9 protein-coding genes are annotated in these 12,642 nt (G+C 40.6%); 4 read left to right on the top strand and 5 right to left on the bottom strand.

What is annotated here, in order from left to right:
* Window positions 1–86 precede the first annotated feature (86 nt).
* The gene (locus tag VFDL14_RS13220; protein WP_032550840.1) at window positions 87–1,205 is read right to left on the bottom strand and encodes a DUF1254 domain-containing protein; all 1,119 of its coding nucleotides are present in this window, start codon (window positions 1,203–1,205) and stop codon (window positions 87–89) included.
* 312 nt (window positions 1,206–1,517) lie between these two features.
* Between VFDL14_RS13220 and VFDL14_RS13225 the strand changes: the two genes are divergently transcribed.
* A complete protein-coding gene (locus VFDL14_RS13225) occupies window positions 1,518–2,423 on the top strand; it encodes a LysR family transcriptional regulator (protein ID WP_032550839.1) in 906 nt (301 codons plus the stop codon).
* 58 nt (window positions 2,424–2,481) lie between these two features.
* On the opposite strand, the gene VFDL14_RS13230 is transcribed toward VFDL14_RS13225, so the two are convergent.
* From VFDL14_RS13230 to VFDL14_RS13240, 3 genes are all read right to left on the bottom strand, one after another.
* Window positions 2,482–4,092, bottom strand: coding sequence for a mechanosensitive ion channel family protein (locus tag VFDL14_RS13230; protein ID WP_032550838.1), 1,611 nt, complete (start codon window positions 4,090–4,092; stop codon window positions 2,482–2,484).
* Window positions 4,093–4,204: 112 nt separating this feature from the next.
* Window positions 4,205–5,680: a DUF1214 domain-containing protein gene (locus VFDL14_RS13235; protein ID WP_032550837.1), complete on the bottom strand. Its 1,476-nt coding sequence runs from the start codon at window positions 5,678–5,680 to the stop codon at window positions 4,205–4,207.
* A 50-nt stretch (window positions 5,681–5,730) separates the two neighbouring features.
* Window positions 5,731–6,531, bottom strand: coding sequence for a hypothetical protein (locus VFDL14_RS13240; RefSeq protein ID WP_032550836.1), 801 nt, complete (start codon window positions 6,529–6,531; stop codon window positions 5,731–5,733).
* Between the two features lie 176 nt (window positions 6,532–6,707).
* On the opposite strand from VFDL14_RS13240, the gene VFDL14_RS13245 reads away from it, so the two are divergent.
* The 3 genes from VFDL14_RS13245 to VFDL14_RS13255 all read left to right on the top strand — a co-directional run bounded on the left by VFDL14_RS13245 (window position 6,708) and on the right by VFDL14_RS13255 (window position 10,620).
* A complete protein-coding gene (locus tag VFDL14_RS13245) occupies window positions 6,708–7,631 on the top strand; it encodes a LysR family transcriptional regulator (RefSeq protein WP_032550834.1) in 924 nt (307 codons plus the stop codon).
* A gap of 449 nt (window positions 7,632–8,080) precedes the next feature.
* Complete coding sequence (locus VFDL14_RS13250; RefSeq protein WP_032550833.1) at window positions 8,081–10,048, top strand: DUF1566 domain-containing protein; 1,968 nt, start codon at window positions 8,081–8,083, stop codon at window positions 10,046–10,048.
* A 206-nt stretch (window positions 10,049–10,254) separates the two neighbouring features.
* Window positions 10,255–10,620, top strand: a complete 366-nt coding sequence (locus VFDL14_RS13255) for a hypothetical protein (RefSeq protein ID WP_152549229.1) — start codon at window positions 10,255–10,257, stop codon at window positions 10,618–10,620.
* Window positions 10,621–10,742: 122 nt separating this feature from the next.
* Here VFDL14_RS13255 and VFDL14_RS23650 read toward each other — a convergent pair whose 3' ends face one another.
* Complete coding sequence (locus tag VFDL14_RS23650) at window positions 10,743–12,128, bottom strand: EAL domain-containing protein (RefSeq protein ID WP_050487396.1); 1,386 nt, start codon at window positions 12,126–12,128, stop codon at window positions 10,743–10,745.
* Window positions 12,129–12,642: the final 514 nt, after the last annotated feature.

Raw genomic sequence — 12,642 nt, 5'->3', positions numbered from 1 at the left:
ACGCAATTAGCAAAGGCGATTAAATGAAAACGGATATGAAAAATCCAGCGCTAGGCGCTGGATTTGGTATTTTGAAGAGAGCTTTTTTACTTAACAGGAATAAGCGGTGTATTGCGGATTGTCTCTAGATATTCAACGTTCGCTTTCCAATTTGTTGGTTCGTAGAAACGAACTAGACCAGCCCAGCCCTCAACCACATCTACAGAGTGCTGTGCGTACTCTGGGTGTGCACTACAGTTAATGAATAGAGAAGTCGTGCCATCGCCGTTGTCTTTCATTCGGTCGCTACCGATATAGAAGTTTTCTTTTGCAATCCAACCGTCGCCACCATAAGTCGTTAATGACCAATAGCCGCCAAGCTCTTCGTTTAAGTCTGGTGTCGGTATACGCCATTCAGAACATTCCGGGGATTCACCTTTTAGTTTCGCAGCATCTAGGTATTGAGCGATGTCAGATTTAAGACCGCCCCAACCGTACGCAGAAACCATATTGAAGTGATGGAAGTCGATATCTGCCCAGTCACTACCAAAACCTTTAGCAGCTAGAATTGGAGAGCCTTTCATTGCAGAAGCAATCAGCTTTTCGCGAAACTCAATCACGTCTTCAGCTTTGAAGCCTTTTGCTTGGTAGGGCTTGCTAGAGTTAGTCAGAAACTGCATTAGGTTTTGACGACGTTCCAGATCAGCGACATCACCCATGTCTCTTGTACGAGCCAATAAATAAACATGATTACCTCCAGTAAGGTCTTCAGGTGTGATTCTAACTGTCTCACCACGACGAACCACTTTGTGTGTCATATGATTTTCGTCGATGATGTGAATTATTTGAAAGTAGTCGTTATTTTCAGCAGGTACGTTGAAAAGAGCCCCTTTTGATACGTCTACGACGGCTAAAGAATAAGCAACATCACGATTTGAACGAATCACTGTTTGGTTTTCCATACTTACTGGTACGTCATGAATCCAGGTGTTTACTGGCACATCTTCTAGTACTTTAAGGAAATTCCAATCTGACTCTGCCACCGAGTAGTTATTCCAGTTTACGTTGTTGACTGGCTCGTAATCGAAGCCAAGCTCGAATGATTGAACGCTAGAGTTAGCGCGAGGTTCTTCCTGAACTGGGTTAGCATTTCGCTCGTTCGCATGTGCAATTGAACTTGCTAGTAGCGTCATTCCTGTAACGACTGTGATTAGTGTTTTTTTCATGATGAACTCTCGTTGTTTGGTATAGATAACCTCAACTCGGGATAATTTAAGCCATTCAGCACTGCTTCTTCAGCGCCTAACTGCGTTAAAATCAACACAATAGACAAGCTATTGATTTATGATTTTGTCTTGTTATGCATCTAAATCAGCAGCACTGACTTACTGTTTAAATTAAGTGTTTGAATCTATTAGATTCATCGACTTTCTTATCCCGAGTTGAGGTCAAATAAGAGTATCTATTGAACTTGAGTTATACTCCAATGAAGTAAATAAAAACAAGATATATCGAATGGTAATTTCTGGAGTAAGCGTATGAACCTACGACAGCTTGATATGAATCTGTTACTTGTGCTGAAAGTGTTGCTAGAAGAGTGTAATACGCGTCGAGCTGCGGAAATCCTCAACTTAAGTCAGCCAGCTATCAGTCGGGCACTAGGGCGTTTGAGAGAGCACTTCAATGATGAGTTGTTTGTTCGCTCTCGCTATGGGTTAACGCCCACTGCTAAAGCGATAGAGATCAAAGTTGGGTTGCTTCCTGCTATCGAATCGTTAGAGCAAGCGTTATCACCACAAGAAAGCTTTAATCCGAGCCAGCTTGAAGGTCTCATTACCGTCGCATTGAATGGTTTCATTGCCAATGCCTACTCGGCAACACTCTGTCAGGTAATGCTAGAACAAGCGCCGAAGGTACAGCTCAATGTTGTCTCTTGGGATAATCAAACTGCGGATAAACTGTTAAGCGGTGAGATTGATATCGGAGTGAACTACTACCCTCTGGAACTCACTAAGCAGCTTTACCAGAGAAAAATTGCGAGCGATCGTTTTGTGTTGTTGTGCCGAAAAAATCACCCTCTTGCTGGCGCAGAACTGAATGAAAATACTCCCCGGTCAGTGGATATTGCCAGCCTAGTGATCCCCGATTGGAATGAGAAGCAGGCCTTTGCAACTTCGGCATTCGACTCTCTCGGTATTGAAGGTCAAATTAAGTTTCGCAGTAGTTACCTACACTGTATTGTTGAAATGGTAGAGAAAAGTAATTTGATCTTTCCTTGCTCTGAGCTGTTATCGCATAGATTGAATGACAGACTATCAAGTATCGAAGTCCCAGGCTTTGCCAAAGTACCTACAGGCGATCTCGCAGTGGTTGTATCGCGTAGACTTTATCGAAGCCCGAAGTACAGTTGGTTAAGAGAGCAAATTGAGCAGCTTTTTGTATAGCTACAGACAGGTCGAGTCATGGTGTATAACTCGACCGTTGCTTTGCGAGCAAAAATTATCAGACGTTGTGGTTGTACACGTGCACATCTCTTTGAGGGAAAGGAATGGAGATGCCTTCTTTATCGAGTGATTTTTTCACTTTCTCCGTCATATCCCAATACACTTCCCAGTAATCAGCGGTGTTTACCCATGGGCGCACAATAAAGTCGACCGATGAGTCGTTGAGTGAGTGTACGCGAACCATTGGTTCTGGCGTTGGAAGTACGCGAGGATCACTAGTTAGAATATCCATGAAGACCTTTTTGGCTTTGTCGATATCGTCTTGATAGCCAATACCAAAAACCATATCTACACGACGAATGCTTTCTGCGGTGATGTTGTTAATCACGTCTCCCCAGATCTTGTTGTTTGGAATCACCAAGCGTTGGTTATCAACGGTTTGTATGGTCGTTGAGACCAAGCTCATCTTGTTTACTGTGCCTTGAATGTCATTCACCTTTACCAAATCACCCACGTCGAATGGACGATAGATAAGGATCATTAAGCCAGATGCGAAGTTGGATAAGGTGTCTTGCAAGGCAAAACCAATGATCACACCTGCGACACCAAGACCGGTAAGAAGTGGACCGAGTTCAATGCCTACTTGAGACAGTGCCACAAGCACACCGATGAACATCACCGCTTTCGATGCTATCGAGGTGAAGAAGTTTTGCATCAAGATACTAAAGTTCATCTTGGCGCTTTTTACACTCATGCCAACGCCAGCGGCCACTAAGTTAGCAACCTTTTTGGCGGCAAAGAGGATCGCCAAGCAAAGCAGCAGACGAACGATGAGCGAGGGTGCTTTATCAACCATCCACAGCTGGAAAGAACGCAAAGTTTCTTCTATCAAAGAATAAGCGACGTCTACATCGAGAATATCAGCATTGAGATGCCTTTGAATCTGCTCAAGCAGAGCCTGTTGGTCACTCGCTTCCATACCTAATGAAAACATCATATCGACAATGGATTTAAAACTATGAAGTGCGATCTCGAGTTCTTCGTTTTGCTGAGCAAGCTCTAGCGCAATTGTTTCGTTGTTGCTAGAAAATGCACTGCGATGTTCAAGCTCAATGACTTTAGCCTCTTTGTACAGCAAGATGTTAGTTAGAAAGTCAGCTCGCGTCTTCACTGATTGCTTAAATGCAAGTTTTGCGTCACTAACAGGATCATCGTTTGATTCGAGTTGGTTCAGAGTTGCCCACAGTTGCTCATAATAGGTGTCCATCATCATTGAACGGCGCTGAAGGTTAGCTAGTAAGTTGGGCTTATCTTCACCTTGTGTTGCGCGAAACTCGATGGCGAGTTGGTCTATTTTTTCTTCACTTAGGCTGAGTAATCGCTGAGTGATATTGAGCTGAGTGAGCAGTAGTTCAGAGATGTTTTCCTCACTTTGCTGCTGGTTTATTTGTGCATCTATTTGACTTCTTACATGCTCGTTTTTACGTTTGAGGATGCTCTCGCGGAATTCTTGCTCATTGTTGGGAGCATCACCGGATGCGTGCACTTGCTCTAATCTAGCAAGGTCATTGAGTAATCGGTTTTGGGCTGTCTCTAAGTCCGATGCGAAACTGTGGCCAGCAACGAACAGAGCAAATAGAAGAAAGAGTTTGGTTAAGATTGGGTACATCAGTGCTTCACCTGTGGATTAGCGTCATGACTTCCTTGATCGTTGAGTTAAAAATAAAATAGAGAAGAGGAGTCGTCTGACTCCTCTGAACTCGTGCTTAAAGATATAAGGTCTATTTCACACGTTTGAAGTTAGGTAGCAAGGTTTCAGGTTGCTGCTCAACAAAGGCTTTGCTTGGCGAGTAGGCACGGAAGTAGACAAACCAGTTTTCATCTTCACGAGTTTGAACCCAATTCGCTTTGTTCACACCTTTTGGCTTCTTTGGTGAGAAGTGGAAGGTGTAATTACCTTGTGCATCTTTTACCGTACCTTCGATGTTTGAACCAACATCGGCACGCTGGATATCGTTATTGATGATGGCACGGTTTTCAACGTTGTAGACCGTGATGGTCCAAAACAAGTCTGCAAAATTTACATCCCCGGCTAATGTTAGGGTGTAGTGATTGCTGCCGTTTAGGCCGTTGCCTGCATCATCACGATAGTTGTCTAGGTAGATTTGACCCCAACCGCCGTTCTCAAAGCCATGCATCGCAATATCATTGGTTACTGCTTCATAAAACCAAGCTGCGCGGCCATCTAGGTCCATACCGTAGTGACGGTCTTGATTAGGAGTTGACGCTGTCGCGATCTCCCAAGTGTTATTTTCGTCACCATAAGCGGCATGTGGCAGGCGATTTGTTTTGTTGAAGTCGATGTTTTTCACCATCGCTTCTCCCATCACAACCGCCTCTTCTAATACTGCACGCTGCTGAGCGTTGATATTAAATGGCTTACCTTTTTCGATGCCTAACGGGCGTAGCATATCGTGCATCATGCGATCACGCTCTGCTACAGGCTCTGCTTGAATAGCTTCATTCAGAGTTTGCCAAAATGCCATGCCTCTCGGATGCTTTGCATCTTCACCAAGAGATGGGAAGTTCACACCTTTTGAGCTCAATGGAATACCGTTAAGTTTAGTAATCTTCAGTGCATCTAAGTCACTCATACGTTGTTTATGGCTTTTCGCCATCAAGCGAACACCAAAGAACACGTAGTTGGTGTCAGATTCAAGCACTTTGGCACCTTCTGGTAGGTTATCTGGTGTTTCGCTGCCAGCCGCCTTAATCACGTAGGTACCTGGTTCCGTCATTTGTGAAATACCGATTTGCCACATGGTATGTACCGCACCACGCAGCTCGTCAGTTGGGATCTCGATGACTACTGGTTCTTTTTCTACATTGAACCAAGTGATCGCATACGGAGTAGATGTGTTGTATGTCAGTCCACCTAGTTTAGATTTATGAGACTCGACATACGTAATTTGTCCGTCTTCTGCGCCCATTTTCTCGTAAGCGTCTTTCCAAGCGTAATTAGATACGAGAGGCACCGACCAAATGTACGCTTGTGACGCACGTTGAAAGTCCATGAGTCCAAACAATCGATCTGAACTTTCTTGAGTTGGAATGCCGTGTAAGAAGCTATTTTCAAACGTAAACTCGCCAGCACGAGTATTAATCGTTTCGGTCGGTTCTGCTTGAGTTGCGAAAGCAGAGGTTGAGATAGCTACAGCAGAAAGCGCAGTAATGATTGCTTTAGATAATGTTTTCATAGTTTGCTTTACCGATAATTGAAGGTGACTGACTTTGAAATTGCGCAGTGTTAAAACTGATAGTTGAACTCGATGCGGTGGTCACCATCGTCAAAGCTCGTGTTCTCAGTCCAGTTTGCAAAGTAACGAACGTTAGCGCGTGGTGTGATTTGGTAACTTGCAGCGAACTCGTGCGCGAATACCGAATCACTTTGTTCAAAGCCGTAATCTTTAAATTGAGATGAACCAGAAATTGAACCTAGGTACATAGGGTTGTAGTTCAACCAGATCTTGTCGGTGAGCTGCATTTTGCTGTACATCCCGGCTACGTAGAAAGTGCCGTGCATGTTGTAACGGTCACGTACTTGTGCTTCGTCCAAGTTACCACCCGTTGTACCTGGCAGCTCTTCACCTGCGGCAATTCCCAAACCTGCTAGAGGGTAGAAGTTGAACATACCCATTTGTGGAAGCGCTTGGATAAAGCTATAAGACGCACTACCTTGATTAGTATCGAAATCCCAAGACATATCGACCTGTGCACCACGACCATTGGTTAGGTCAACGCCAAAGTTGCGGAATCGGATAGAATCAATACTGTCGTCAGTATCTCGATTACTCCAGCCTAACGCATCACCAGCAAAGCCTTTGATCTCTATAACATTCATACCCATTGTGGTATCGCTGCCGGTATCATAGGTTTGACCAATTTTTAGGTTTAAACCTTTGTCGGTGTAACCAAAGCCTGCTTGTGTATAAACAGCCAAAGGATCTGACATGTCTTGAACTTCAGACTCTTGTGCTGCTTCTTGAGCAATGGATGCACCTGAGAAAGCAAGAACAGCCACAGAAACAATTGAACGACGTAATAGCATAGTAACCTCATAGTTTTAGATATTACGTCCGTGTAATTGGTGCTGGTGGTATTTTGGTACACTGCGCTGGAACACCATCCTTTGAAAGTGAAACCACTATACAAACTGGACATAGTTAATTAAATTCACATAAACTTAAGTGTTCGTTAAGTATCTATTTATGGTTGGGGTGAGGTATGAAGTTAAGCAATGTTGATTTAAATCTGCTGAAAGTCTTTGTCATTGTGTACCAAGAACAAAGCTTACGTAAGGCAGGTGAAAAGCTTTTTGTTTCAACCCCAGCAGTAAGTCAAAGCATCAAGAAGCTCAAAGAATCTCTCGGAGAAGAGCTGTTTGTATTATCGAATAAACAGTTTCTACCAACGCCCTTTTCAGATGGGCTCTATCGGAATGTTTATCCATTGCTTGAAGGGCTGTTTATTGCGATAGAAGAAGGTAAACACTTTCACCCTGAGGACTTAGAAGATACGTTTCATATTGAGGCTAACCCGCATATTTTGCCTTGGTTGACCCCCGCTTTATTTCAGCAAATCTCTGACGAAAGCCCGAAGTCCACACTGGTAACTCATACCATCTCACAGCATTCGTTAGAAAAGCTTCAGAAAGGTACAGTCGACTTCGTAATTCACTTTAGCTCTGATAACCTTCCGTCTGAAATTATCGCTGTGCCTTTAGTTAATTTGAGTTTTGTGCTAGCTGCCAGAAAGGATCACCCGTTTAAAGGGTCGACAGCAAAAATGGAAGAACTAGCTTCTTACCCTTTTGCTCACATTGATTTGGCGTACTTTGATATAAGTAAAAATTCGCGTATTGAAGAAGAAGCGCTTCTAAGAGGGATCACTTTAAAAATGAACCTTCGAACAACGTCTGTAGTTGGGCTTATCAACACAGTTAAGCAAAGCAACGTGCTGGCGCCATGTATGATTCCTGTAATTAATCAGCACAGCCACGACATTCGTGCCATTAAAGTTGAAGATGCTGGTGGGAGTGATAAAATTGATATGTTTGCTTATATCCACAAAAAGAATCAGCATTCTGAAAAATATAAGTGGTTGTTAGATTCGATTGAGACAGCGATGTTAAAAGCTAGCCACGAATAACCCTTATTAAGGACAAAGCATACAGTTTCCCCAATACTGCCTACGTTAAGAGGGCTTTCTTTCCACTCTAACATCCCCCCCTGATATACATATCAAATTATCCATACCAATGGATTATTAACGCTTAATCCGATATAAAATATTATCAAAAATTTCATTCACTACTTAAATACCCTAACACGCGATAATAATATTAAATTATGCTTCATATATTAATTAAGTATAGCTTAACAATCCATTAATAATTTTTAAATTAACCTCCCCCTATAGAACTAATCATAATACCGCTTACGTCGCATAAGACATATTTATGCGTTTTACAACCTTATAATATTTACATTTATCATCTCAAATTTATAACTTATAAATTAAAATAGAACATGTAAATATTTGCAAGGTCAAATGCCAACTTTGGAACAGCGCTAAAGCGCTTTATGTAAGGTTTTTAGATGAATAAAAAGTTATGTTTGAGTTTAGTTACTATAGCGATGTTATCAGGCTGTAAACAGTCATCTGATAGCAGTGGTAATGGTGGTCATGACAAGGCATTGAACGAACTCGAATTGTTTCCTGTCACTGAGTTGATGTCAGGAGATAGAAGAACTGTAATTAGCCCTCTAGGCTACCCAACAGAATTTAAAGCCATGGGTATTTACAATGATGGTTCTACCCAGGAAATAGAGTCGGTAGCGTGGGAATACAGTAATGGTTTGCGAATAGATGAGCACCATCCAAATATCTTTTGGGCATATGACATACAGGAAAATATGCATGTAAGCGCATTTTATTCTGGTCACAATGCCGAGCATAAAGTAGAAGTTCAACCTCTAAACCATATTGGGTTTGATGTTTCAGGGAGCCCAATTATGGTCGTCGGTGTTCCTAGTACATATAATGCAAATTTTCTATTTAATGAGCCTACTTTACCTAATAAAAGATTGGATGTTACGAAAGTTTCTCAATGGCAGTCGAACAACACTGATGTGGTGACAATTCGTGATGGTGTTGCAACACCTATAGCTAAAGGGGGTGTTACGCTTTCCGCAACTTTTGACGAAAATGGAAAATATGAGGAGAGTGAAATTGATATTGAAGTCATCTTTTTCGATGATATAGACGAAGTCAGCCTAGAGTTAGATGTTGGTTTTAGTAACCCAGAAAACAATTCACAACGAGTTATTTTGCAAAATATCCATGAAGAACTTGAAGCTAATTTAATTATTGAACGTTCAGGTGATATATTTAAAGTCGATGTTTCAAATGATGTAGATTGGTCAGTAGAAGGGAACTGTGACATTGAGAATGGCTACCTTATTGTTAAAGATGTTGGTGTTGAACTGAATGACTGTCAAGTATCGGGAACATACTCTAATAACCATATCGATGACATATTAGAAGAAAGTTTAGCACTGACTACTTTAGGAAAAGATAACTTTTCTGATCACCTAATTGTAGAGTGTAATGACAACCCATTCTATGGTTCTACTGACTGTGAAGCTTTGTTGACAGTAACAAAAGGTAACTTGAGCGAAGTTTTACATGTACGTGAAATTGCAGAATGGAAAACCAGCAACTATTTATTAAGTGTTGACAATAAAGGAACAGTAACATCAACATCTTCAGGTCAAAGTGCAGATATTACAGCTGAATTAACGTTGCTTGATTCTATGAACCCACCGCAAGGTAAAGAAAACTTAATGGTTGGATTACCCGTTGATAATATAGAAATTGCAATAAAAAATGGTAGTGATGATTTTGAAATTATTCAAGGTGGGCAACTGGCACTGATTGCTAAGTCAGACGGCCATGACGTAAGCACATTGGTTGATTGGCATACTAATGGGTCTGGGTGGTCAGTTGATGAAAATGGGTTAGTTACTGTAAAAACCGATGGTGATGAAACAGCAGAAATTATTGCGACTTATAAGTACGATAGCAATATTCAAGATATTGTAACTATTAATAAAATCGATCTTTTGGCATGTGATAACTCTGATCAATATGGTTTATGTTTGCACGTGAACCAAGATGAGCTTGGGAATGATTTTGTATCCAATCCAAATGTATTGGTTACCCAATCATTGGGCTTTAGTACTGAAGGCGAGTACGAGACCAATGGCAAGCTATTTGCTTTAGTCAACTGGGGTGAAGCTAATGCATGGTGCGAAAGACTCTCATCAATGAACTTTAATGGCAGGGGTTGGAGATTACCAACCGAAAGCGCTTTAACGTCACTACAAAGAGAAAATGGAGATATGACTCTTCTTGGATGGGCTACAGGTTGGTATTACTACTGGTCTACAACAGTCTATATCGGTACAGATAAAGTGACTGTTGACTTAGCAACTGGTGATACAGATTACAGGAGGACGGATGAAGACTTCTTTACTTCTTATGTGTCCTGCATCAACAATTAAGTCATAGTTTCTGTTGGCTCTTGAAGCTCAGTTTTCAGCTAACGTACTTAGGCGTTACTTTAACTTCATTTTTGCCTAATGGCTTACTTGTCGATATCAATATTAAATTACGTACCAGCCCCTAGGGTTGGTACTTTTTTATTGTAAATTTCATAAAGCACGTTCGTTTGATGCACTATCAATTTTTTTATAACTGGATAATAAAAATGCTGAGAGATACTCTATTAACAACGATTTTGTTAGTATTCCCTACTTTATCTATGGCACTTACCAACCCTACAAATATAATAACTTATAAAATTTATGAAGGTGACAAACTTCTTGTTACACCAAGAATTATGCTATTAACAGGAGAGGTAATTTTCATTAGTAATTCAGGACTAAAAATAGTCGAAGTAGGAACCAAACTTCCTGAAAAAAAAGGCGACAATAAGTCTTATTATTTATCCAGCACTCTTACAGTTGATGGCATTAAAGTCGCTTCTATCGAGAAAAACATATCAGTTAACAGTACATTTACGTTCGAAGACTATCAATACAAAATGGTTGTGGAGTTTAAGCAAATCAAATAGCCATATGCTGTGTTACCGAGTTAGAAAATTCATCTCATATCGAAAATGGCTACTCGATTCGATTGAAACATCGACAACGAAAGCAAATCATAGCTAGCTGAGATTTGCTTCGAATCGCCTTTTTAAAGATATTGTTTGGTTTCACTCCAAGGCATTGGTTTGGCAAACAGGTAGCCTTGTAAGCGATCACAATCGTGTGCTTTTAGGTAATCTGCTTGTGCATGAGTCTCGACACCTTCAGCGACGATCGGAAGATTTAGCTTTTTGCCTAAGTGTAAAATAGTCTCTAGTAATTGAACGTTAACGCTTTCATTTTCGATACTATTGACAAAAAACCTATCTACTTTGATGTAATCTATAGGAAGTTGGCTCAGCATGGACAGTCCAGTGTAACCCGTTCCAAAATCATCGATGGCAATTAAATAACCTAACTCTTTTACTTTTTGCAACTGAGTTAAGGAGTCATTAGTGATTAGCTCGCGCTCAGTGAGCTCAATGACTGGTTCATAACCTATACAAGAAATTTGTTCGTAATAGTGTCGTAACTTTTCAAGATTCGACGTTGCTTCAATGTAGCTAGGTGGAACGTTGATACCAATTCTTTCTCCCTCAAATCTCCAGTCACTTTGCGTAAGCTCATTGATGACCATTTCAAAGACACAATCTGTCAGCCCATGAATTAGTCCATGTTGCTCTGCTAGAGGGATGAAGTCATCCGGTGAAACAAACCCGATCTCAGGATGATTCCAACGAATAAGAGCTTCGAAGCCTCGTATGTTTTCATTCTTGTCGACTAAAGGCTGATAGTTCATAGTAAATGTTTGGTTTTTAATTGCTTCTTTGAGATATTTAAGTGTTTTCGTCTCTATATTGGAATTATTCAAAAACCAATGAGAGAGGAAAAATAAAATCCCTGTAGTGAATAATAGAATACGGGCAAAAAGACTTATATAGTGACTTCGCTTGATATCGATACGTGCAACAACAGGTCCAAAGTCATAATAACCAAAGGTAAGGACATCATGGTTTATATCGTGATTGGAGAAAAACTCAATGTATTCAAAAGCATCTCCAAATATAGACTTAGTTCTCTTTTCAATGAAATCCTGGTGGATAAACATAAATGCATTAATATCATTTAAGGCACTTTTTAAAAGCAAGCCTTGAGGAAGAATCGTTACGTTCTGATAATATTCGCTTGATGATCCAAATGGTGGTACGGCATCACCGCTGTAGCATATTATTTTGTCATCCTCATCAATAAGATACACCGAGGTAACGAGATTATCTTTAAGTGAAATAGTATAGTCATTACAACTATCAGTTTCAAAACGTGTAATAAGCTCTTTCTTACGGAATTGGGCGTAATGAATGATACTCTGGAAGTCTTCAGCAAACGCTGCACTTTTTGTCTTAAGTGTATTGTGTGTGAACAAGAAGGTAGAGAAACCAGCTATAAGTATTGATACAGTAAGCGTAATGATGGCTTGCTTGTTTGAGAGTCTCACTATAAACCTCTTATTCGGACCGATTGAAAATGATAAGGCTCATCAATATCCATATGAAGTTTAAAAAAACATTGTGAATGATTATTTGGAACGTTAATCCTTGTATGCAAAATAATATATCTACAATATATTGTTAAGTACATCGACTAAATCTTAATAATTCGTTAAGCACTTCTTTATTAACTCATCAATCAAAGTCTTCCTTAGATATATCAATTGCGCATATCTTGTTTTCACTTTATTAGTTGGAGCATTGCTCAGATTATCTTGCATACTGACCTCATCCAAACAAACACGAGACACAACGATGAAAAAGACAACTTTGGCAGCTCTACTCTCAACTATCGTATTTGGTGCAACGGCTGGTGACTATGACCATGCACCAATCGGTAACGTAAACTGGGATAACTATCATCAAGCTGAATCAGACTGGAACTTCTTAGGCCTTCAAGAGAAGGTTGGTGTGAACCAGTGGCTACATGCGGACCCTGTATCGAAAGATGCTCAAACGGTT

Source organism: Vibrio fortis, assembly GCF_000695685.1.
Lineage (GTDB): Bacteria > Pseudomonadota > Gammaproteobacteria > Enterobacterales > Vibrionaceae > Vibrio > Vibrio fortis_A.
Note: the sequence above shows the minus strand (reverse complement) of the source record. Positions and strands in the feature narration are given on the sequence as shown.

What these genes read in the sequence shown, in the direction of transcription:
- VFDL14_RS13220 (WP_032550840.1), bottom strand. Translation starts at nt 1,205, where the DNA reads ATGAAAAAAACACTAATCACAGTCGTTACAGGAATGACGCTACTAGCA.
- VFDL14_RS13225 (WP_032550839.1), top strand. Translation starts at nt 1,518, where the DNA reads ATGAACCTACGACAGCTTGATATGAATCTGTTACTTGTGCTGAAAGTG.
- VFDL14_RS13230 (WP_032550838.1), bottom strand. Translation starts at nt 4,092, where the DNA reads ATGTACCCAATCTTAACCAAACTCTTTCTTCTATTTGCTCTGTTCGTT.
- VFDL14_RS13235 (WP_032550837.1), bottom strand. Translation starts at nt 5,680, where the DNA reads ATGAAAACATTATCTAAAGCAATCATTACTGCGCTTTCTGCTGTAGCT.
- VFDL14_RS13240 (WP_032550836.1), bottom strand. Translation starts at nt 6,531, where the DNA reads ATGCTATTACGTCGTTCAATTGTTTCTGTGGCTGTTCTTGCTTTCTCA.
- VFDL14_RS13245 (WP_032550834.1), top strand. Translation starts at nt 6,708, where the DNA reads ATGAAGTTAAGCAATGTTGATTTAAATCTGCTGAAAGTCTTTGTCATT.
- VFDL14_RS13250 (WP_032550833.1), top strand. Translation starts at nt 8,081, where the DNA reads ATGAATAAAAAGTTATGTTTGAGTTTAGTTACTATAGCGATGTTATCA.
- VFDL14_RS13255 (WP_152549229.1), top strand. Translation starts at nt 10,255, where the DNA reads ATGCTGAGAGATACTCTATTAACAACGATTTTGTTAGTATTCCCTACT.